This is a genomic window from Streptomyces sp. SID8374 (genome assembly GCF_009865135.1).
GTDB lineage: Bacteria > Actinomycetota > Actinomycetes > Streptomycetales > Streptomycetaceae > Streptomyces.
The window spans coordinates 124,565-146,079 of record NZ_WWGH01000001.1 but is presented as its reverse complement, the minus strand read 5'-3'; the positions used below and the strand labels follow the sequence as shown (position 1 = coordinate 146,079).

Annotated in this window: 17 protein-coding genes; 4 read left to right on the top strand and 13 right to left on the bottom strand. The window is 72.7% G+C overall.

Translation table 11 applies throughout. The features are described from left to right. The first annotated feature begins 208 nt into the window (after positions 1 to 208). Positions 209 to 2,506 (top strand): serine/threonine-protein kinase, encoded by a 2,298-nt coding sequence (locus GTY67_RS00665; protein ID WP_161277391.1) that lies wholly within the window; start codon positions 209 to 211, stop codon positions 2,504 to 2,506. A 186-nt stretch (positions 2,507 to 2,692) separates the two neighbouring features. Beyond that, positions 2,693 to 4,285 carry an NAD(P)/FAD-dependent oxidoreductase gene (locus tag GTY67_RS00660; protein ID WP_161277390.1) on the top strand — a complete coding sequence of 531 codons (1,593 nt, stop codon included), beginning with the start codon at positions 2,693 to 2,695 and terminating at the stop codon, positions 4,283 to 4,285. A gap of 3 nt (positions 4,286 to 4,288) precedes the next feature. Here GTY67_RS00660 and GTY67_RS00655 read toward each other — a convergent pair whose 3' ends face one another. After that, the gene (locus GTY67_RS00655; protein WP_161277389.1) at positions 4,289 to 5,446 is read right to left on the bottom strand and encodes an SGNH/GDSL hydrolase family protein; all 1,158 of its coding nucleotides are present in this window, start codon (positions 5,444 to 5,446) and stop codon (positions 4,289 to 4,291) included. 217 nt (positions 5,447 to 5,663) lie between these two features. Beyond that, a complete protein-coding gene (locus tag GTY67_RS00650) occupies positions 5,664 to 7,556 on the bottom strand; it encodes a serine hydrolase domain-containing protein (protein WP_161277388.1) in 1,893 nt (630 codons plus the stop codon). 221 nt (positions 7,557 to 7,777) lie between these two features. Between GTY67_RS00650 and GTY67_RS00645 the strand changes: the two genes are divergently transcribed. After that, positions 7,778 to 8,887 (top strand): nitronate monooxygenase family protein, encoded by a 1,110-nt coding sequence (locus GTY67_RS00645; protein ID WP_161277387.1) that lies wholly within the window; start codon positions 7,778 to 7,780, stop codon positions 8,885 to 8,887. Continuing rightward, positions 8,884 to 10,434, top strand: a complete 1,551-nt coding sequence (locus GTY67_RS00640) for an acyl-CoA synthetase (protein WP_093694391.1) — start codon at positions 8,884 to 8,886, stop codon at positions 10,432 to 10,434. The genes GTY67_RS00645 and GTY67_RS00640 overlap by 4 nt, the downstream gene beginning before the upstream one ends. Positions 10,435 to 10,841: 407 nt before the next feature. Here the strand turns inward: GTY67_RS00640 and GTY67_RS00635 are convergent, their stop codons facing one another. From GTY67_RS00635 to fahA, 11 genes are all read right to left on the bottom strand, one after another. Continuing rightward, the gene (locus tag GTY67_RS00635; protein ID WP_161277385.1) at positions 10,842 to 12,095 is read right to left on the bottom strand and encodes a phosphopentomutase; all 1,254 of its coding nucleotides are present in this window, start codon (positions 12,093 to 12,095) and stop codon (positions 10,842 to 10,844) included. A 10-nt stretch (positions 12,096 to 12,105) separates the two neighbouring features. Next, on the bottom strand, positions 12,106 to 13,269 hold the full coding sequence (locus tag GTY67_RS00630) for an alanine racemase (protein ID WP_161277383.1): 1,164 nt from the start codon (positions 13,267 to 13,269) through the stop codon (positions 12,106 to 12,108). A gap of 2 nt (positions 13,270 to 13,271) precedes the next feature. Then, positions 13,272 to 14,390 carry an aminotransferase class V-fold PLP-dependent enzyme gene (locus GTY67_RS00625; RefSeq protein WP_161277382.1) on the bottom strand — a complete coding sequence of 373 codons (1,119 nt, stop codon included), beginning with the start codon at positions 14,388 to 14,390 and terminating at the stop codon, positions 13,272 to 13,274. 1 nt (position 14,391) lies between these two features. Then, on the bottom strand, positions 14,392 to 15,348 hold the full coding sequence (locus GTY67_RS00620; RefSeq protein WP_161277381.1) for a phosphotriesterase: 957 nt from the start codon (positions 15,346 to 15,348) through the stop codon (positions 14,392 to 14,394). Between the two features lie 42 nt (positions 15,349 to 15,390). Then, complete coding sequence (locus GTY67_RS00615; protein ID WP_161277380.1) at positions 15,391 to 16,728, bottom strand: YhfT family protein; 1,338 nt, start codon at positions 16,726 to 16,728, stop codon at positions 15,391 to 15,393. Between the two features lie 41 nt (positions 16,729 to 16,769). After that, complete coding sequence (locus tag GTY67_RS00610) at positions 16,770 to 17,126, bottom strand: DUF2620 domain-containing protein (protein ID WP_093694397.1); 357 nt, start codon at positions 17,124 to 17,126, stop codon at positions 16,770 to 16,772. A gap of 73 nt (positions 17,127 to 17,199) precedes the next feature. Next, positions 17,200 to 17,586, bottom strand: a complete 387-nt coding sequence (locus tag GTY67_RS00605) for a PRD domain-containing protein (protein WP_161277379.1) — start codon at positions 17,584 to 17,586, stop codon at positions 17,200 to 17,202. A 106-nt stretch (positions 17,587 to 17,692) separates the two neighbouring features. Then, positions 17,693 to 18,631, bottom strand: coding sequence for a GntR family transcriptional regulator YhfZ (gene yhfZ, locus GTY67_RS00600; RefSeq protein WP_093694399.1), 939 nt, complete (start codon positions 18,629 to 18,631; stop codon positions 17,693 to 17,695). A gap of 165 nt (positions 18,632 to 18,796) precedes the next feature. Continuing rightward, on the bottom strand, positions 18,797 to 19,441 hold the full coding sequence (locus GTY67_RS00595; protein WP_161277378.1) for a 3-oxoacid CoA-transferase subunit B: 645 nt from the start codon (positions 19,439 to 19,441) through the stop codon (positions 18,797 to 18,799). Continuing rightward, entirely contained in the window at positions 19,438 to 20,190 is a 753-nt protein-coding gene (locus GTY67_RS00590) for a CoA transferase subunit A (RefSeq protein ID WP_093694401.1), read from the bottom strand. The genes GTY67_RS00595 and GTY67_RS00590 overlap by 4 nt, the downstream gene beginning before the upstream one ends. A 1-nt stretch (position 20,191) precedes the next feature. Further along, complete coding sequence (gene fahA, locus GTY67_RS00585; protein ID WP_161277377.1) at positions 20,192 to 21,397, bottom strand: fumarylacetoacetase; 1,206 nt, start codon at positions 21,395 to 21,397, stop codon at positions 20,192 to 20,194. Between the last annotated feature and the right edge of the window lie 118 nt (positions 21,398 to 21,515).

Here is a 21,515-nt window from a genome sequence, read left to right as displayed (position 1 = left end):
CTCGTCGATCGCTCCACCGTGCCGCGACGGCCCTACGCCACGAAAGGGCGCCGCGTCGCACCATTGTTCCTGATCTTGTTACGCGCCCCGGCGCCGCCCGGATAGACGGCGGAGCCGCGTACCGGCTCCGCCGGGAGGCCGCCATACTGGACGGGCCGGGGAGGGCGCAGCGGTGGCAGCGGGGAACGACGGGGGCGGGAAACGGCAGATGGCGGACACCAGGCTGATCCAGAGCCGGTACCGGCTGATCGAACTGATCGGGCGCGGCGGCATGGGCGAGGTGTGGCGGGCGCGCGACGAGTCGCTGGGCCGCCTGGTCGCCGTCAAATGCCTCAAGCCCATGGGCCCCCAGCACGACCAGGCGTTCACCCGCATCCTGCGCGAACGCTTCCGCCGCGAGGCCCGGGTCGCCGCCTCCCTCCAGCACCGGGGCGTCACCGTCGTCCACGACTTCGGCGAACACGAAGGCGTCCTCTACCTCGTCATGGAGCTGCTGGACGGGCACAACCTGAGCCAGCTCCTGGAGGGGAACCAGCAGCGCCCGCTCCCCGTCGACCATGTCGTCGACATCGCCGAACAGGTCGCCGACGCGCTCGGCTACACCCACCGGCAGGGCATCGTCCACCGCGACCTGAAGCCCGCCAACATCATGCGGCTGACCGACGGCACGGTGAAGATCTGTGACTTCGGCATAGCGCGCCTCGGCCACGACATCGGCGTCACCTCCCGGCTCACCACCACCGGCATCGCCATGGGCACCCCGCACTACATGTCGCCCGAGCAGATCGGCGGGAAGGAGGTCGACCACCGCAGCGACCTCTACTCGCTGGGCTGTGTGCTGTACGAGATCGCCACCGGCGTACCGCCGTTCGACCTGGAGGACCCCTGGTCCATCCTCGTCGGGCACCGCGACACCCGGCCCGAACCGCCGCGCACCCACCGCGCCGAACTCCCCGGCTTCTTCGACCGCGTCGTCCTGGACCTGCTGGCCAAGGCGCCCGACGAGCGGCCCGCCGACGCGAGCGACCTGCGCCGCCGCATCCTGCTCGGCCGCACCGGCGGGCAGGCCGTACCCGGGGCCGTCCACCTGCCGCTCGCTTCGACCGGCCCGTACCACGCCCCGCCACCCGCCGCCCTGCGCCAGGACCCCCAACGCCCGGAACCCGAACTGCCCTCCTGGGCCCGTGACATGACCTCCGGGCACAAGGCGACCGGCTCCCTGAGCCCGGGGGCCTGCCTCCCCGACCCCGCCGCCGGGCTGACCAGCCGGTGGACCACCGCGACGAGCACCGCCGCCACCCCGCCGCCCGGCACCGACGGCTCCAGCCGCGTACCGCCCGCCCGGCCCGCCCCCACGCCCGAGCTGCTCGCCGCGCTCGCCGGGCGCCACAGCTCGGGCATCGACCTGGGGCGGCTGGGCCGCTGGGAGGAGGCGGGCGAGGTGCACCGCGCGGTCGCCGCAGAGCGCGAGAGCGTCCTCGGCCCCGACCACCCGGACACCCTCGCCAGCCGGTACGAGATCGGCTTCACCCTCAGCCGCACCGGCCGGGCCGCCGACGCGCTGCGCGAGTTCGGCCAGGTCGCCGCGGGCCGGGAACGCACCCTGGGCCCCGACCACCCGCAGACCCTCGCCGCCCGGCAGGAGACCGCGTACGTCCTCGGCCAGCTCGGCCGCTACTTCGAGGCCCATCAGGTGTACGCGGCGGTCCTCGCCGGCCGCGAACGTTCCATGGGGCCCGACCACCCCGACACCCTGCGCTGCCGCCACAACCTGGCGTTCAACCTCAGCCGCCTCGGGCGCCCCGAGGAGTCGTGGCAGCTGGCCCGCCAGGTGGCCGACGACCGGGCCCGGCTGCTCGGCCCCACCCACCCCGACACCCTCGCCACCCGGTACGAAGTCGCCTACACCCTGGGCCGGCTGGGCCGTTGGGCGGAAGCGCTGGAGACCTACCAGGACGTCGCCCGGGCCCGTGCCGCCACCCTCGGCCCCGACCACCCCGACACCCTCGCCGCCCGCTACGAGGCGGGCATCAGCCTCGGCCGGCTCGGCCGCAGCGCTGAGGCCCTGGAGCTGTACCGGGCGCTGGTCGCCGACCGTACGCGGGTGGGCGGGCCCTCCGACGCCGAGACGCTCCGCGCCCGCCACGGGCTGGGCGTCAACCTGGGGCGGATGGGCCGCTGGGAGGAGGCGCTCACCGAGGCGCGCGAGGTGTGCGCGATGCGGGGAAGCACGCTCGGCCCGGACCACCCGGACACCGTGATCAGCTGCCGCGAGGTCGCGGTGGCCCTCGGCTGGCTCGGCCGCTGGTCCGACGCCCTCACCGCCTACCGTCAGGTCGCCGAGGCACGCGGCCGCGTCCTGGGCCCCGACCACCCGGAGACCCTGGCCGCCCGAAGCGACGAGGCCCACTGCCTGGACCGGCTCGGGCGCAAGGACGAGGCCGCCGAGCTGTACCGCGCCCTCGCCGCACACCGGGCCCAGAACGCGCTGCCGCCGCCGCACTGAACGGGGGCCGCCGATTCGGGTCGTCCGAGCCGGCCGGCTGGCTCGGACGACCCGAGCCAGCGGCCGGCCGACGCACCGCGCCCCTGCCGAAACAGGCCAAGAGCCCAACCGGCCGTACCCACCGGACCTGCCCGAACGGCCCCAGGACCCCTGGCCCGCACGCGGCCCCGCGTGTTACGAAGGTGCATGCCCGCACCCGAGCCGTCCGCATCCCCGTCGCCCGCCCGCCGCCCCGGCGCGCCCTCCCGGGACCGCTACGACGCCGTGATCGTGGGCGGCGGCCACAACGGTCTGGTCGCCGCCGCCTACCTCGCCCGCGCCGGACAGTCCGTCCTCGTCCTGGAACGCCTGGACACCACCGGGGGAGCGGCCGTCTCGACCCGTCCCTTCGCCGGGGTCGACGCCCGCCTCTCGCGCTACTCCTATCTGGTCTCCCTGCTGCCGCGGAAGATCGTCCGCGACCTCGGCCTCGACTTCGCCGTACGCAAGCGGACCGTGTCCTCGTACACCCCGTCGCTGCGCGACGGACGCCCCACCGGGCTCCTCGTCGGCGGCGACCGAACACGGGAGTCGTTCGCCGCGCTGACCGGGGGAGAGCGGGAGTACGAGGCGTGGCAGCGCTTCTACGCGATGACGCAGCGCGTCGCGGAACGGGTCTTCCCCACCCTCACCGAGCCGCTCCCCGCCCGGGACGCGCTGAAGGCCCGGATCGACGACGCCGAGGCCTGGCGGACCCTGTTCGAGGAGCCCATCGGGGTGGCCGTCGAACGGAACTTCACCGACGATCTGGTACGCGGCGTGGTGCTGACCGACGCCCTGATCGGCACCTTCGCCGACGCCCACGACACCTCACTGCTCCAGAACCGGTGCTTCCTCTACCACGTGATCGGCGGCGGAACCGGTGACTGGGACGTCCCCGTCGGCGGCATGGGCGCCCTCACCGACGCCCTCGCGGCGGCAGCCCGTGCGGCGGGCGCCGAGATCCGCGTACGGCACGAGGCGACCCGGATCGAGACCGACGGCACCCACGCCGAGGTCACCGTCCGCACACCGGAGGGCGAACACGTCGTCGCCGCCCGCCGGGTGCTCGCCAACGCCTCACCGCAGGCGCTCGCCGCCCTCCTCGGGGAGACCCCGCCGCCGCCCGCCGAGGGTGCCCAGCTCAAGGTGAACATGCTGCTCACCCGGCTCCCTCGCCTCCGCGACCGGTCCGTCGACCCCCGCCAGGCCTTCGCCGGAACGTTCCACATCGCCGAGGGGTACGGGCAGTTGGCCGACGCCTACCGGGACGCGGCCGCCGGACGGCTGCCCGCCGCACCGCCGTCCGAGATCTACTGCCACTCGCTGACCGACCCCTCGATCCTCGGCCCCGACCTCGCCGCGCGCGGCTACCAGACCCTCACCCTCTTCGGCCTCCACACCCCGGCCCGGCTCTTCGCCGCCGACAACGACGCCACCCGGGCCGCCCTGCTGAAGGCCACCCTCGCCGAACTGGACGCCCACCTGGAGGAGCCGATCACCGACTGCCTGGCCCTCGACGAGAACGGCGAACCCTGCATCGAGGCCAAGACCCCTCTCGACCTCGAACGCGACCTGCGCCTGCCCGGCGGCCACATCTTCCACCGCGACCTCTCCTTCCCGTACGAGAACGAGGCCACCGGTCCGTGGGGCGTGGAGACCGCCCACGCCAACGTCCTGCTCTGCGGGGCGGGCGCGGTGCGCGGCGGCGGGGTCAGCGGGGTGCCCGGCCACAACGCGGCGATGGCGGCCCTGGGTTAGCCGCTACCGCAGATCCCGGGGTTCGACGGCGGCGGCGATCGCCGTATGGCCCGCGGGCCCCGGGTGCAGGCCGTCGCCGCTGTCGTACGCGGGCAGCAGCCGGGAGGGCCGCTCCGGATCGCGGAGCACCGCGTCGACGTCGGCCACGGCGTCGAAGATCCGCCCGGTGCGCACGGCCTCGTTGACCTGCCGCCGTACCGCGTCCTGCTCCGGCGTCCAGCGCGTCCACCCCTCGAACGGCGCGATGGTGGCACCCACCACCCGCAGCCCGGCGGACCGGGCGCGCAGGGCCAGTTGGCGGTACGCGGCCACCATTCGCGACGGGTCGCGCTCCACGGGCACGTGGTGGAGGTCGTTGACGCCCAGGTGCACCAGGACCGTCCGCAGCCCCGGCAGCGACAGGACGTCCCGGTCGAAGCGGGCCTGGGCGCCCGGGCCGAAGCGGTCGCTGTCCAGGAGCAGCCGGTTGCCGCTGATGCCGAGGTTGGCGACGGCGGAGCCGGGCAGCCTGCGGGCCAGCTGGTCGGGCCAGCGGAGGTCCGCGTCGTCGGGTGTGCCGGAGCCCTCGGCGATGGAGTCGCCCAGCACGGCGACGACCGGGCCGCGCGCCCCGGTCGTCTCGACCCCGGTCAGCAGGAGGACGGACCGGGTCCGGACCCCGTCGACGGTGTGCCAGGCGTGGGTGTTGCGGTGGAAGGAGAGCGGGCCGGTGGGGCCCGGGAGCCGTGTCTCGACGGTCAGCAGGGACCCGTCCTGCACCCGGAGCCCCTCCACCGGGTCGCTGGTGAGCGACGCGCCCGCCGCCAGCGACTCCTGCCGCTGGCCGGCGAAGGTGACGGGCCGCCCCTCGGCGGTCACCGGGCCCACCAGCAGCGGCGCGGTCCCGAAGGCGTTCGCGTAGCGGAGTCTGACCTGCCCGCCCGCCGAGAGCCGCAGCCGCGCGGTGCAGAGCCCGTCGGTGAGACCGGCGTACGCGAGCGGGTCGTCCGCCGTGGGTGCGGTCTGCGCGGTGGCCCAGGAGGTGGTCCAGGGCGTGGCCGAGGGTGCGCGGCCGGGCGTGGCAGCTCGCGCGTCCGGGGCGGTGAGGGCCGCCGTGATCCCGGCCGCCGCCGCGTACAGCAGACCCCGTCGCGCCGGAACGGGGAGCCTGCCGCCGGTCACCGGGGGAGCGCCCGGGCGGAGGGGGCGGTGCGCCGAACACTGCTCATGGGTGTGCCTCCTGGAATCGCCCGAGGGGAGCGGCCTGTGTGCGGCCCATCCATCCAACGGCCCCCGGATGAACCGGTGGTGACATCCATCCGCTCCGGGCGCGACGCCATTGTGACGGCGGCGCGGTGTGCGTGGCGGCCCACCACGCACACCGCGCCCGCCCTGCCGCTCAGTCGGCCGACAGCACCCAGCCCGTCGCCCCGATGCGCCCCGCGTCCCGGGGCCGGTCGGAGTCGAAGACCGTGGCGGCGCCGTCGCGGACCCGCAGGGAGTCCACGTACGCGCCGCGCCCCACGTACAGCTGGTCCGTGGTGTAGCGCCACCGCAGCTGGACGCCCTTGCCGCGCCAGGCCGACAGATCCGCCTCCAGCTTGTGCCACACCCGCCCCGACCAGCCGGAGACCCAGCCCTCCGGGTGCGGTTGCGGATCCGGGCGGTGGTGGCCGGAGCCCGGGCCCACGGTGGTGAACGGCACCGGCTGCCACTCCTGCCCCGCCGACGCCTCCAGCACCTCCAGTACCAGCCGGTCGGCGCCGGGTTCGGTGTCCCACCACAGGGCGCACTCCAGCCGGGAGCGTGCGGACGCCGGACGCAGTACGGGCAGGGTGAGCGTGGCGGTCGACGCGCTCGCCATCCCGGAGAACCAGGCCGTACGCCCCCGCTCCGGCCGGACCGGCACCGCCCGCGCCAGCTGGTTGGCCGTCGCCACCCGGGGCGCGCTGCCCGAGCGCCAGCTCCGTACGGGATGGACCGAGTTGCCCAGCACCACGAGGAACGTGTCGGTCGACGGGTCGAGGACCAGGCTGGTCCCGGTGAACCCGGTGTGGCCCGCCGTACGCGGGGTGGCCATCGCGCCCATGTACCAGTGCTGGTAGAGCTCGAAGCCGAGGCCGTGCTCGTCGCCCGGGAACGCGGTGTTGAAGTCGGTGAAGAGCAGGTCGACGGAGTCCTCGGAGAGGATGCGGGCGCGGCCGTAGACGCCGCCGTTGAGGAGGGTGCGGGCGAGAACAGCCAGATCCCAGGCGCAGGAGAACACCCCGGCGTGACCGGCCACCCCGTCGAAGCTGTAGGCGTTCTCGTCGTGCACCTCGCCCCAGACCAGGCCGCGTTCGAGGCCGGACCACGGCAGCCGGGCGTCCTCGGTGGCCGCGATCTTCGGCTTCCAGGAGGCGGGCGGGTTGTAGCGCGTGCGGTGCATCCCGAGCGGAGCAGTGATCTCGTCGCGGAGCAGGACATCCAGAGTGTGACCGGTGATCCGTTCCAGGATCAGTTGCAGCGAGATCAGATTGAGGTCGGAGTAGAGGTAGGCGCTGCCGGGGGCGCTCGCCGGGACCTCGTTCCAGAGCATCCGGAGCTTTCCCTCCCGGGTCGGCTCCTGGTAGAGCGGGATCCAGGCCCGGAAGCCGGAGGTGTGGGTGAGCAGCTGACGGACCGTGATGTCCTGCTTGCCGCCGCCCGCGAAGTCCGGGAGGTACGAGGCAACAGCGGCCTCCAGCTCCAGCGCGCCGCGTTCGATCTGCTGCACCGCCAGGATCGACGTGAACAGCTTGGAGATCGAGGCCAGGTCGAAGACGGTGTCCTCGGCCATCGCGATCTGCTGCTCCGCCGGGAACTCCACCCCGGTGTCCGTCGCCTCGTCGTACGCCGCGTAGCGCACCGCCTTGCCGATCGGCCGGTGCAGCGCCACCGTGCCGCCCCGCCCGGCGAGCAGCACCGCCCCCGCGTACCAGGGGTGTTTGGGGGAGTCGGCGAGGTAGGCCTCCGCCTCCCGGACCAGCTGGTCCAGCGGCCCCTGGAGCAGCCCCGCGCGGGCGGCGGTGCCCCGCCGCAACGTGGGCCGCCGCGCCCCTGATCCCATGCCCGCTCCCGCCTCCGCCGTCCCCGGGCCCCTGCCCGGTGCGCCCCGTTCGGCCGCCCCGGCCAGCGGGATCGGCGCCAGGGCGAGCGCGCCGCCCAGCGCCAGTATCCCGCCGCCCAGCCTCCGGCGGCCGATGCCGCTCCCGGTGCCTTCCGGAAGCCCGACTGCCTCCGCGTCCCCGTTCCCCGCCGCGTACCCGGTCATCCGCAACCCCTTCCCGTGCCCGGAACCGGTCGCGGGCCGATCCCCGCGACCGTCCCGGCGCGAAAGTAACTTCCGAAATTTCGCCGAGCAGTGAAAGTTCCTGCCGCCGCAGAGATTACTGTCGCCCCCGCCGTCCCGTACGCCTCCGGGCCCGCAAAGAATCTGACACCGCATCAGAAAATCTCTTCCCTCGTCCGTCCGGCTGCGGCATCCTGCCGCCCATGGAGACGGAGCTGAGCAGAGAACTGGGCATCGAACACGCCATCTTCGGCTTCACGCCGTTCCCCGCCGTCGCGGCGGCCATCAGCAGAGCCGGTGGCTTCGGCGTGCTCGGCGCGGTCCGCTACACCGACCCCCAGGAGCTGGCCCGCGACCTCGACCGGCTGGACAAGCTCGCCGACGGCAGACCGTACGGCCTCGATGTCGTCATGCCGGCCAAGAAGGTCGAAGGGGTCACCGAGGCCGATGTCGAGGCGATGATCCCGGACGCGCACCGGGGGTTCGTCCAGGAACTCCTCACCCGCTACGGAGTGCCCGAACTCGCCGAAGGGGAGGCGTCCGGCTGGCGTATCACCGGCTGGATGGAGGAGGTCGCCCGCAACCAGCTGGACGTGGCCTTCGACTATCCGATCAAGCTCCTCGCCAACGCCCTCGGCTCCCCGCCCGCCGACGTCATCGACCGCGCCCACGCCCACGGCGTCCTCGTCGCCGCCCTCGCCGGAAGCGCCGAACACGCCCGTCGGCACGCGGCGGCGGGCATCGACGTCGTCGTCGCCCAGGGGTACGAGGCGGGCGGCCACACCGGAGAGATCGGCTCCATGGTGCTCGTCCCCGAAGTCGTCGAGGCCGTCGCCCCGCTGCCCGTGCTCGCCGCCGGAGGCATCGGCAGCGGCGAACAGGCCGCCGCCGGATTCGCCCTCGGTGCCCAGGGCGTCTGGCTCGGCTCCCTCTGGCTCACCACCGAGGAGGCCGACCTCCACTCGGCGGCCCTCACCCGCAAACTCCTGGCCGCGGGCTCCGGCGACACCGTCCGCTCCCGCGCCCTCACCGGGAAGCCCGCACGCCAGCTCCGTACCGCATGGACCGACGCCTGGGACGACCCGGCAGGACCCGGCACCCTGCCCATGCCGCTCCAGGGGCTGCTGGTCGCCGAAGCCGTCTCCCGGATCCAGAAGTACGAGGTCGGGGAGCTGCTCGGCACCCCCGTCGGTCAGATCGTCGGCCGGATGACCAGCGAGCGCAGCGTCCAGGCGGTCGTCGACGACCTGACGCGCGGCTTCGAACGGGCCGTCACCCGCATCAACCGCATCGCCGGAAGGAGCGCCACGTGAACCAGCCGCCCAACGGCTTCTGGGCCCAGGCCGCCGCCGACCCCGACCGTAGCGTGCTCGTCGCGCCCGGCGGTGAGGAGTGGAGCGCGGGGCGGCTGCACGCCGACGCCAACCGCATGGTCCACGGACTGCGCGCGGCCGGGATGAGCGAGGGCGACGCGTTCGCCGTCGTCCTGCCCAACGGCACCGAACTGCTCACCGCCCACCTCGCCGCCTCCCAGGCCGGCTTCTACCTGGTGCCGGTCAACCACCACCTCGTCGGCCCCGAGATCGCCTGGATCGTCGCCGACTCCGGCGCCCGCGTCCTCATCACCCACGAACGCTTCGCGGCCGCCGCGACCGCCGCCGCCGACGAGGCCGGACTCCCGGAGAGCCACCGCTACGCCGTGGGCACCGTCCCCGGCTGCCGCCCCTACGCCGATCTCCTCGACGGCCACCCCGCCACCCCGCCCGAGAACCGCACCCTCGGCTGGGTCATGAACTACACCTCGGGCACCACCGGCCGCCCGCGCGGCATCCGCCGCCCCCTGCCCGGCAAGCTCCCGGAGGAGACGTACCTCGGCGGCTTCCTCGGCATCTTCGGCATCCGGCCGTTCGACGGCAACGTCCACCTGGTCTGCTCGCCGCTCTACCACACGGCAGTGCTCCAATTCGCGAGCGCCGCTCTCCATATCGGACACCCGCTCGTCCTCATGGACGGCTGGTCGCCGGAGGAGATGCTCCGCCTCATCGACACCCAACGCTGCACGCACACGCACATGGTCCCCACGCAGTTCCACCGACTCCTCGCGCTGCCCGAGGAGGTGAAGGAGCGTTACGACGTCTCCTCCATGCGCCACGCCATCCACGGGGCAGCCCCCTGCCCCGACCATGTGAAACGCGCCATGATCGACTGGTGGGGGAGCTGCGTCGAGGAGTATTACGCGGCCAGCGAGGGCGGCGGTGCCTTCGCCACGGCCGAGGACTGGCTGAAGAAGCCCGGCACCGTAGGCAAGGCCTGGCCGATCAGCGAACTCGCCGTCTTCGACGACGACGGGAACCGGCTGCCGGCGGGTCAACTCGGCACGGTCTACATGAAGATGAGCACCGGCGGCTTCAGCTACCACAAGGACGAGACCAAGACCCGCAAGAACCGGATCGGCGACTTCTTCACCGTCGGCGACCTCGGTGTCCTGGACGCGGACGGCTATCTCTTCCTCCGCGACCGCAAGATCGACATGATCATCGCCGGTGGCGTGAACATCTACCCCGCCGAGATCGAGTCCGCTCTGCTCACCCACCCCGCCGTCGCGGACGCCGCAGCCTTCGGCATCCCGCACGCCGACCGGGGCGAGGAGGTCAAGGCCGTCGTCGAACCGGCCGAGGGGTACGAGGCGGGGGACGCGCTCGCCGCCGAGATCCTGGCCCATTGCGAGGAGCGGCTCGCGGGCTACAAACGGCCCCGTTCCGTCGACTTCATCGCCGCGATGCCCCGCGACCCCAACGGCAAGCTCTACAAAAGGCGGTTGAGGGAACCCTACTGGGAGGGGCACCAACGGCCCCTGTAGGACGCCGGGTCCGCGAGCGACACCCCCTCGCGGACCCGGCTCACCGCCTGGCCTGACTTGTTCCAGATGCCGAGCGACTCCGCATCAGCCGCACGGCCGCCTCCCGTGCACCCCGCGCCCCGGCCCCGGCGGTCTCGGTGGTCCGTGTGGTGCCCGTGGTGCAGGCCTCGGCGGGAACGCTTGCGCGCGCGGTTGTCCACGGCACGGCCCGGTGCTGGGCGTCGGACGTGGTGGAGTGGGACAGCGCGGACGGCCGCGCGTCGCGGAGCAGGAGATCGGCATCCGCCGGGCACGGGCTTGGGCGGGGCCGGCAAGGCGTCTGCCGCAGCGGTCAGGTGGGCCGCGGTCTCTTCCGCAGAGCCCTTCCGGAGCCGAGCCGTCGGGGCCCCTGACTCTGTGTCGGCGGCCTACGGCCGGAGGACGGGCGCGCGCCTGCCCGTGTGCAGGGGGGTTCCGGCCGCGAGTTGTTCCGGGGCCAGGGACAGTGAGTGGGCGGCGGTGGCACCCACATCGGCGAGGCTGTCCGCGTCGGGCAGAAGTTCGACGCCGTCCTCTTCGGGGCGGTGGATGAGCACGGGTACGTACTCCCTGGTGTGGTGGGCATGGCCGACGGTGGGGTCGTTGCCGTGGTCGCCGGTGACGATCAGCCGGTCCCCGGGGGCGGCCAGCAGCGACACGAGCCCGGCCAGTCCGGCGTCGACCTGTTCCAGGAGTTGACCGTACCGGGTCGCGTCCTGCTGGTGGCCCGCCAGGTCGGTCTCCTGGACGTTCGCCACGATCAGGGCGTCGCCTTCGGCGCGTACGCCTTCCAGGGTGTACGCCAGGACGTCGGAGGTGGCCACGGCCGGGCGGTGGACCGCCTCCCCGCACACCAGGATGTCGGCCGCCTTGCCGACCAGGGTGACCGGGATGCCGGCCCGGGCCGCCACTTCGGGGAGCTGGCGTGTGTGGTCCAGAGGGGCGCCCAGGTGTTGGACGCGCAGTCCGCCGTTGCGGTAGAAGCCGGTGGCCGGGGTGTCCAGGCCGACCGTCCCGCCGTCGCCGGGCCGGACGAAGCGGGGGAGCGGCCCGTCCGCGTGTCCGCCGACCGCGATGACTCGGGCGACCGGCGCCACGGCGCGTACGGTGCGGGCGATGGCGAGGATGCCGTCGGGGCCCTCGAAGGGGAGGTCGTCCAGTGCGCCGGAGGTGTTCCAGTTGATGCCGGGGTCGGCCTCCAGGTTGTCGTGCACGAGGACCGACCCGTCGACGACGAGCAGCGGTTTGCCGCCGAGCAGCTCCGTGCGGTGGCCGGCCGCCGTGAGTGCTTCGGCCACCTCGTCGAGGTGGTCGGCGAGCCGGGCGACGGCCACCCGGCTGAAGTCGGCGCCCATCATGGTCTGGTGGCCCGCGAACGTGTCCGCGCCCGGATAGCCGAGGGCGGCCCGGCCCGCCGCGACCGGCAGCCGGGTGCGGCGGGCCAGGTCCGGATGGGGGTGGACCAGGCCGAGGCCCAGCGCCCCCAGCACCGGCAGGCGCAGCGGACGGCCGAGGGCGGTGCGGGCGTGGTCGAGGACGTGCCCGCAGGTGTCGGCGGCGAGGTCGCCGGGGCGCAGCACGCCCGCGTCGGGCATGGCGCCGATGCCGAATCCGTCGATGACGACGATGACGGTCCTGGCCATGAGGTGCTCCTTACAGGGCCCGGCCCTGGGCGTCGTAGAGGCCGTTCAGCCGGGGAGTGCCGGAGGAGAGGCCGGAGACGACGGCGACGGTCGAGCGGGTGACGAAGATCTGGGTGCGGAAGGCGAGCAGCGCGGTGTCGCCGACACGGACGTCCGTGCCGCCGGAGGACGCGTCGAGCAGGCGGTAGTAGTCGATGTTCCGGGCGGGTGCGTCCTGTACGCCGAGGCGGGTGCCGGTCCGGGGGAGGAGCGCGGTGCGGATGTGGGAGCGGGCGTAGAAGCCGCCGCCGAAGAGGGCGGGGCGGCCGTCGTCGAGGGTGTGGGCGACCTCGGTGACGTAGACGTAGGCGGGCTTCTCGGGCTGCGTCGGGTCGAGTGCGTGCAGCGGGGTGGTGCCGGTGAGGGCGTGGCCCGGTTCGCCGTGGGTGGCGCCCCGTTCGGCGAGGAGCGGGAGGGAGGCGGCGGAGGTGGCGCTGGGGGCGCTCAGCGCGAGGCCGCGGTGGCCGCGGGCGGCCAGGACGTCACGGGCCTTGAGCGCCAGGTCGAAGGTGGGCGTGGCGGCGGGCAGGCCCGTCACCGGGTCGCACAGGACGCACGGGAAGGCGGTGACGCCCGCGATCCGCAGGGAGCCGAGAGCTTCCGCCGCCTCCGCGAAGGCGTCCATCCGTTCCAGCGGGACACCGCCCTCCTGACCCGGGTAGACGGTCCCCTCCGCCCCCTCGACCCGGATCAGGACATCCTGGACGAAGCCCGCCTCCCGGGCCGCGTCCGCGACGGCACGGGCGTTGGCCAGGTCGAAGACCGTGACGAACTCCGGTCGCAGGGCCAGTATTCCGGGCAGAGCGCGCCGCGGGATCTGGCTGAGGTGGCCGACGTTGCCGAGGAGCGCCCCGGAGGCGTGCAGGGTCCGTGCCTCGCCCGCGTCGATGGCGGCGGCGCAGGGGATGTGGCGGGCGGCCGCCCTGATCAGTTCGGGGTTGCGGCCCAGCTGCTTCACCACGAACCAGAGGCCGATGTCCACGCGCTCGGCCGCCTGGGCCAGCAGGGCCGCGTTCTCCTCGACGGCGTCGAGGTCCATGACGTACGTGTCGGGCGGGATGTGCCCCCTCTCGTGCAGGTCGGCCGCGGCGTCGACGAGCCCGGGGTTGCGGTGGAGCAGGGTGTCGAGAAACACGGTTACCGGTCCTTCGGTTCGTTCAGGGCGGCGAGCGAGCGGCGCAGGATGTCGATGACGAGATCCGCGCCTGCCCGCATCGGGTTGATGCGTACGGTCCAGTCGGCCAGTTCCGGGGCGTCGGCCAGGGAGGAGCTGGACATCCGGTAGAAGAGCGGGGCGATCTCGTAGCGGGAGTTGGAGCCGACGGGGTAAGGCGCGGCGCCGAACCCTGCGGCGACGGCCGGGAGCCGCGCGGCGAAGGGGCGGTCGAGGCGGACCAGCAGACACCGGTCCTGCGCGTTGGCGATCCGTACCTCGGCCACCCCGTCCACCTCTCCGGCCGCCAGCCGTCCGGCGACCTCGGCGCCCACCCGGGACTGCACGGCCCACATCACGGGAACGTGGGTGAGGGCGCGCAGTGCGTCCAGCGCCTGGTGGCCCTGGACCTGCCCGCCCCCGGAGTAGTTGTCGCCGCGCACCCGGGCGACCAGGTCACCGGCGCCGACGACGGCGCCGACGCCCTCTGGCCCGTGCAGCTTGAACAGGGAGAAGCACGAGGCGTCGGCGCCGAGTTCGGCCCCGGCCGCCGGGGTGCGCAGGACGGCGTAGTTGTCGTCGACGACCGTGCGTACACCGGCCGCCCGGCAGGCGGCGATGACCTCGGCCGGGTCGTAGGAGTCGCCCAGCCGCTGCCGGGTGTGCTGGACGTAGGCCCACCGGAACCGGCCCGAGGCGAGTGCCGTACGGAGCTCCCTGAGGTCGTTGAAGTCGGCCTCCGCCGTCCGTACGCCGAGACCGCGCAGCGTGACCTCGGTGGTGCGGTACACCGGGGCCCGGTGGATCAGCAGCTCCTCGCCCGGCCGTACGGCCCCGGTGAGCGCGGCCCGGATCGCGCCGGTGCCCGCGCCCTGGACGAGGGCGGCGTCCTCGGCGCCGAAGAAGTCCGCGAGCACCGCCTCGACCCGCGCGGTGGTGCGCGGTCTGCCGAGCCCGGGGACGACCCCCGTGTCGGCCGCGAAGAGCTGCTCGCCCTCGAAGTGCGCGGCGGTGGCCTCCAGCAGCCGGAACTGCCGGGCGACCGCGTCCTCCAGGGTGACCGTCGCCAGCGGGAAGGTCTCGGGCAGTAGGGGGGGTTCCACGTCAGTTCTCCTCCACGTCGGCGCCGGTCAGGAAGCGCAGGGGGTTGCGGCGGGTCAGCAGGTCGACGAGGTCGTCGTCGGCGCCCGCCGCCCGGAACCTGGGCAGGAAGTCCTCGAAGAGGTGTCCGTAGCCCTGGCCTCCCTCGCCGCGCAGATAGCCGTGGCGCGAGATGTCGCAGCTGAGCAGGGCCCGGTCGCCGTGGCCCGCCTCCACCAGCGCCGTGAGCAGCCGCAACCGGGTGCGGTCGCTCTGGTAGGACTCCTTGCCGACGGTGTCGAAGGCGACGTACGCCCCGCGTGCCGCCAGCTCCCGGTGCACCCCGGCGTCGTCCAGCAGGTCTTGGTGGCCGACGCAGATCCGCTCGGCGGGCAGCCCCTCGGCGGTGAGCAGCTCCAGCTGGGCGAGGCCGCCCCGGCCCAGCTGGGCATGGGTGGCGAGGGACAGCCCGGTGGCCGACGCGGCTCGCCCGGCGGCCCGCAGCACCTTCGTCTCGGCAGGCGCCGGTACGTCGCCGTGGCTGCCGATCTCGCCGAGGACACCGGGGCGGATGCCGGTGGCGCCGATGCCGTCCTCGATCTCCCGTACGAGGAGGGCGGTGAGCTGTTCCACGTCGGCGGTGTCGACCTCCGGGGTGTGGAACGGCTCGTAGTACCAGCCGGTCGCGGCGACGACGGGGACGCCCGTCTCCCGGGAGATGCGGGCCAGGGCGCGTACGTCGCGGCCCATGCCCCGGCAGGTCAGTTCGACGACCAGGGAGAGCCCGAAGCGCTTTTGCAGTCCGTCCAGTTCGCCGGTCACGGCCGTCGCGTGGCGCTCCGGATCGAGGACGGCCGCTCCGTCCCCGTCCCGGTCGAGGTCCAGGACGAGGTGTTCGTGGGGGAGGACCGGGCCGCGTACCGCCTCGGGGGCGAGCCTTCCGGTGACCGTACGCAGGGTAAGCGGTGGGGGGTGGTTCATGGCGGGTTCCTTCTCCGGTACGTGCGGGTGCCGGTGGTGGTGTCAGCCCTTGACCGGGGTGAACAGGTCGAGCCAGTACAGGAGGTTGAGGAGGATGCCTCCGACGATGACCGCCGCCGGGGCTGCCGCCATCTTCACGACGGGCCGCCCCATCGCCTCGTTGAACAGGTACAGCCCGCCGACGACGAGGATGCCGAGCCCGCCGCCCATCGCGTTCGCCGCCATCAGCGAACCGAAGAGGATCGCCAGCTGGAGGGTGTCGCCGATCGCGCTGCGCAGGTGTTCCGAGGAGTCCCGCACACTGGGCAGCTTGCCGAGCACCTTGCCGATCCAGGACAGGGCCAGCACCTCGACGGCGAAGACGAGCGCACCCACGACGCCGGCCAGGAACGGGTTCGGCAGCAGGTAGCCGATCGGGTACACCAGCGTGAAGCCGGCGATGCCGTACGCACCCGAGGCCAGCGCGGTCGTCGCGATCAGCGGTACGAAGCCGAAGACCCGGTAGAAGTCGACCTGGGCCGCCTCCGCGTACTGCCCCTTGGCGATCAGGAAGCTCGTGGCCTCCCCGCCTCCGAACACATGCATCTGGGCGAGGACGCAGACCCCGGCACCGAGCACCATGAACAGCGGCAGATAGCGGCGCAGCCGGGCCGCGCTGGCGCTGAACAGCGACGCCATCGGATCGTCCGCCGTTACCTCCTCCTCGACCACCCCGGCCGCCCGGTCCTCCCGACGCTGCCGGAGGTCCTTGGCGACCGCCAGGCCGATGAGCATCAGCACACCGACGGCCATGGCCAGCGCCCCGGCGAACATGTTCGGCCAGAGCTTCATCGTCAGGACGACGAGGGCCACCTCGATCACTCCCGCCGCCGCCCCCCACGCGCGGCCGAACTGCTTGGTGATGGCGAGCACCGGGAACAGCGTGAAGAGGAAGAGGATCGGCGTGGACATCTGCTGCATCGCTGTCAGGAAGTCGACCGGCAGGTCGTGCGCGACGTTGTTGGCGCCGTTGAGGCCGAAGACGACCACCGCGCCCCAGGCCCCGCCGAGGATCGGCGCGAGCCACTTCTTCGGCGACAGCATGCCGAGGATGTCGGTGGGGAGGAAGAGCAGCCAGGGGTTGAGCACCCCGGTGGACAGGGCCATCGGGGCACCGAGACCGAAGATGAACCCGGCGGAGAGACCGAAGGAGACGGCCGTCGTCGCGCTGCGGGTGGTGCGCCCCTGGATGAAGTCCAGCAGGAAGGGGCGGACCCCGTCGTTGAAGACGGCCAAGGCCATGTGCGCGATGAAGGCGGTCAGGGCGCAGAGGGCTATGACGGTCAGCTGCTGGGCGAGTGTGAAGTCGAAGCCGCTGCCGGCGGCGAGGGTGGTGCTCACGAGTCACTCCTTGGTGCCCGGTACGGCGGTCGGACGTGAGGTCAGCCGCGTGCTGCGATGGCGCGTGCCATGAGGGGGGCGACGGTGTCGATCTGGTCCATCGAGAAGCCGAAGACCTTCTTGCCGTCGGCGAGCAGTGCGTCGATCTCCGCGGCGTCCGGGACGCCGCGGCCGAAGGTGTGGCAGGCGGCGCTGCCCATGAGGCCGACGAGGACGCCGAGGGAGGCGCCGGCGCCGGTGTGGCAGGTGCCGAGGTAGTAGTCGGCCTGGCCCGTCCGGAACTTCATGGCGGCGTCGATGTCGCTGGAGGCGGCCACGTCGAGCGAGTCGATTCCGAGGGAATCGATGCTCCGGGCGACCTCGACCTTGCCGACTCCGCCGGTGAGGATCTTCGTCATTGTCTTTCCGCTCTCTGTGCTGATCGGTGCCGTGGTGTGGTGCGTACGGGGTGCGCGGGCTCGTCCGCGACGGTCAGGGGGCCGGCCTGGCGGGTGGCTGCCGTGTCAGGACGGCCAGGTGCAGGCCGAGGAAGTTGACCTCCGACTCGGGGAGGGCGGGCCCCAGCTCCCGCTCGGCCCGCGCGGAGATCGCTCGGGCCCGCGCGAGGGCCTCCGGATGGCCGGTCAGCTCGGCGGCGACCTGGTCGTCGGTGGAGAACTCCTCGATCGGCTCGCCGCGCAGGAGGCGGCCGAGCGCCATCGTGAGATGGCTCGTCAGCATGCCCGCCGTCGCCTCGGTGACGGTGTTGCCCTCCGCCTCCAGCGCGGTCAGCTCGGCGGCCACGAAGTCAATGACCTCGGGGGTGGCCTGGCCGCCCTCGCGGAAGAGCCGGAGCCGTAGTGCGAGCTGTTCGTCCATGGCGATCCTCCTAATAAACAATAACCAGGATTCTGTATTTTCAGAGCGTGCGGCGCTCCGCCGAGTCGGGAAGCTTCCGGGGGCGGGGTCCTCGCTCGCCCTTCGGTCAGTACGAGGGTGTGCGCTCGCCCCGCAACACCTCACTCTGCATCCGGGTCACCACGGACAGGTCGAGCGCCTCGCGGATCGCGCCGAGCGCCTTCGCGCCGTCCTTGCGGCCGATCACGGCGGCGCTGGAGTTGCGCAGGGCCAGTTCGCGGGTGACCTCGTCGCCCAGCGGGAGGACGTCGACCCCGATCCCCAGCCGCTCCTGCGCCTCGTCCAGGTTCCAGACGGTGGCGTCCACCTCGTGGCGGGCGAAGAGGTCGTGCAGTTGCATGTACGACACCTCGCGCCATTCGATGTCCCGCCGCCCCGCGAACACGCGCTCCACCAGCATGCGCAGATCTTCCGACGTGTGGTCGACCGCCACGCGCAGCCCCGGTGTCTCCAGGTCGACACCGTGCCGCACCAGCATGCCGTGCGCGCCGACGTAGGTGGCGGGCCCGAGGTCGGCCACCAGTTCCACCGGATGCTCGGCGATCAGCTGGTCCGCGGCGAACCGCGACAGCACCACCAGATCCACCTTGCCGTCCAGCAGTGCGGCGGTCCGGGCCCCGGCACCGCGCATGAAGGTGACGGCGAACGGCGCCCCGGCCTGCTCGAACGCTCCGCGCAGACCGGTGGCCAGCCCCTCGTACCGGCGGGAGTACGGCAGCGGCATCGCCGCGAGCAGAGTGCCGAGCCCGGACAGCCGCCACAGGACCGCGCGGTCGGAGTGGACGAGAAACGTGCCCAGGTGGCCCCGGGCGGTCGTGGCGATGGCCCCCGACTCCTCCAGCAACTGGAGCGCGGCCTGGACGGTCCCGTTGCCGCACCCCAGCTCCTCGGCGAAATCCCGTACACGGGGCAGGCGGCTGTCCGGCTCGTGGTTGAGGAGCAGGACGGCCAGCTGCCGGGCGGCGAGGCCGTTGCGGGTGAGGAAGCGGGAGTCGAAATCGTCCACAAGTCGAACAGTAAACAGGATTCTGGATACTGACAAGGGCCACTCGGATTCCGTGCTTCCAGAACCTCGCGCGCCTGCCCGGATCACCTGGACAACCGCCTCCTGCCGACGCCGAGGTTCGCTCGCTGACCTGCTCTCCTTCGGGCGCCGGCGAACGCCGGATGATCAGTTCGCGGTGACCGCGTCGAGCACCGCGGGCCGGGTCTTGGCCCTGACCTCCTCCACCGTGACGTCCGGTGCGAGCTCTGCCAGGCGCAGGCCCTCGGGGGTGACGTCCAGAACGCACAGGTCGGTGATGATCCGCTGCACGACCGCCCTGCCGGTGAGGGGGAGGGAGCACTCTTCCAGGATCTTGAAGCTCCCGTCCCGGGCCATGTGCTCCATCAGGACGACGACCCTCTTGGCGCCGTGCACCAGGTCCATCGCCCCGCCCATCCCCTTGACCATCTTTCCGGGGATCATCCAGTTCGCGATGTCTCCCTTTGCGGACACCTGCATGGCTCCGAGGATCGCTGTGTCGATCTTGCCGCCCCGGATCATGCCGAAGCTGGTCGCGGAGTCGAAGAACGAGGCGCCGGCGCGGATGGTGACGGTCTCCTTGCCCGCGTTGACCAGGTCGGGATCGACATCGTCCGCGGCCGGATAGGGTCCGGTCCCGAGGATGCCGTTCTCGGACTGGAGCACCAGCTCCACATCCGCGGGGATGTAGTTGGGCACCAGCGTCGGCAGGCCGATGCCGAGGTTGACGTAGTCCCCGTCGGCCAGCTCCGCCGCCGCACGGGCCGCCATCTGCTCGCGGGTCCAGCTCATCGCACCGTCCTCTTCTCGATTCGCTTGTCGGCGGCCTGCTCCGGCGACAGCGCGACGACACGGTGTACATAGACGCCGGGCAGGTGCACCTGGTCGGGATCGAGTTCGCCGGGGTCGACCAGTTCCTCGACTTCCGCGATGCAGACCTTGCCCGCCATGGCCGCCAGGGGGTTGAAGTTGCGGGCGGCTCGGGCGAAGACCAGGTTGCCGTGCCGGTCTCCACGGGCGGCCCGTACCAGTGCGGCATCCGCCACGATGGCGTGCTCCAGCACGTACGTGCGGCCATCGAACTCCTGCGTCTGCTTGACCGGTGAGGCGATCTCGACGCCTCCCGCGCTGTCGTACTTCCAGGGCAGGCCGCCTTCGGCCACCTGGGTGCCGACGCCGGTGGCGGTGAAGAACGCGGGGATGCCCGAGCCGCCGGACCGCAGCCGTTCGGCCAGCGTTCCCTGGGGCGTGAGCTCGACCTCCAGTTCGCCGGCGAGATACTGCCGGGCGAACTCCTTGTTCTCTCCCACGTAGGACGCCACGATCCGGCGGATGCGGCCGGCGCCGAGCAGGGGACCGAGTCCCCAGTCGTCGACACCGGCGTTGTTGGAGACGACCTGGAGCCGGTCGGCGCCCGACCGGAGAACGGCGTCGATCAGTACGGCCGGAATGCCGCAGAGGCCGAAGCCCCCCACCGCCAGCGTCGCTCCGGAACCGATGTCCTCGACCGCCTCGGCGGCGGAGGGAACCACCTTGTCCATATCAGACCTCCCGGCCGCAGTTCGCGGCGACGACGCGCCCACGTGCCTCACCGAAGCCGATGCGGGTGCCGCCCGCTCCGGGGGCGGTGGCGCGCAGCACCACCTCGTCACCGTCCTCCAGGAACGTCCGCTGCTGCCCGGCGACCGTCACCGGCTCCGCCCCGCCCCAGGTCAACTCGATGAAGGCACCGCGCTGCTCCTTGGCCGGGCCCGAGACGGTGCCGGACGCGAAGAGGTCACCGGTGCGGGTGGGCGCTCCGTTGACCGTGAGGTGGGCCAGCATCTGCGCCGGCGACCAGTACATGGCGGCGTACGGTGGCCGTGAGACCACCTGGCCGTTCCATTCGACCTCCAGGTCGATGTCCAGGCCCCAGGGCTCGTCGAGAGCGAGGTAGGGCAGGACCTCGGGCTCCTGGACCGGGGTGCGGACCTTGGCCTCCCGCAGTGCCGGCAGCGGCACGACCCAGGGGGATACGGTCGAGGCGAACGACTTGCCCAGGTTGGGCCCGAGCGGTACGTACTCCCACGCCTGGATGTCCCGGGCGGACCAGTCGTTGAAGAGCACGACGCCGAAGAGGTGCTTTTCCGCCTGTTCGGCCTCGACGGGCTCACCCGGCGCGCTGCCGGTGCCTACGACGAAGCCGAGTTCTGCCTCGATGTCGAGGCGTACCGAGGGTCCGAACACCGGTACCGGGTCGTTCGGGCCTCTGCGTTGCCCGGAGGGACGGATGATGTCGGTCCCGGAGACCACGACGGAGGCGGACCGGCCGTGGTAGCCGACCGGCAGGTGCTTCCAGTTCGGCATCAGCGGCTCGGGGTTGTCCGGGCGGAACAGCCGCCCGAGGTTGGCGGCGTGGTGCTCCGACGCGTAGAAGTCGACGTAGTCGGCCACCTCGAACGGCAGATGAAGTGTCACGTCGGCGGCGGGGTGCACCGCTTCCCCGGGCACCTCCTCGCGCAGTGCGGAGGCGATGGCGGACCGCACCCGGACCCAGCGGTCGTATCCCTGGGCCATGAACGGGTTGAGCGACGGACCGGCGAAGACGTCGTCGCCCAGGAGTATCGCGAGGTCGACGACGTGCTCGCCGTAGCGGGTGCCGACGCGAGGGTCGCGGCCGGGCAACGAGTACACCCCGTAGGGCAAGTTGTGGATACCGAAGAGATCGTCCTCGGGCACGTCGAGGCGGACGGTGGTGGATGCGGTCACGGGAGGTCCTTGGTCAGGGCTGGGCCGAGCAGGTCGAGAGCCGCGAGCTCCGTGACGGGCTCGGCGATGGAACAGGTGCCGAATGAGCGGAAGGCCGTTCGGGCTGACGGGGACGGTG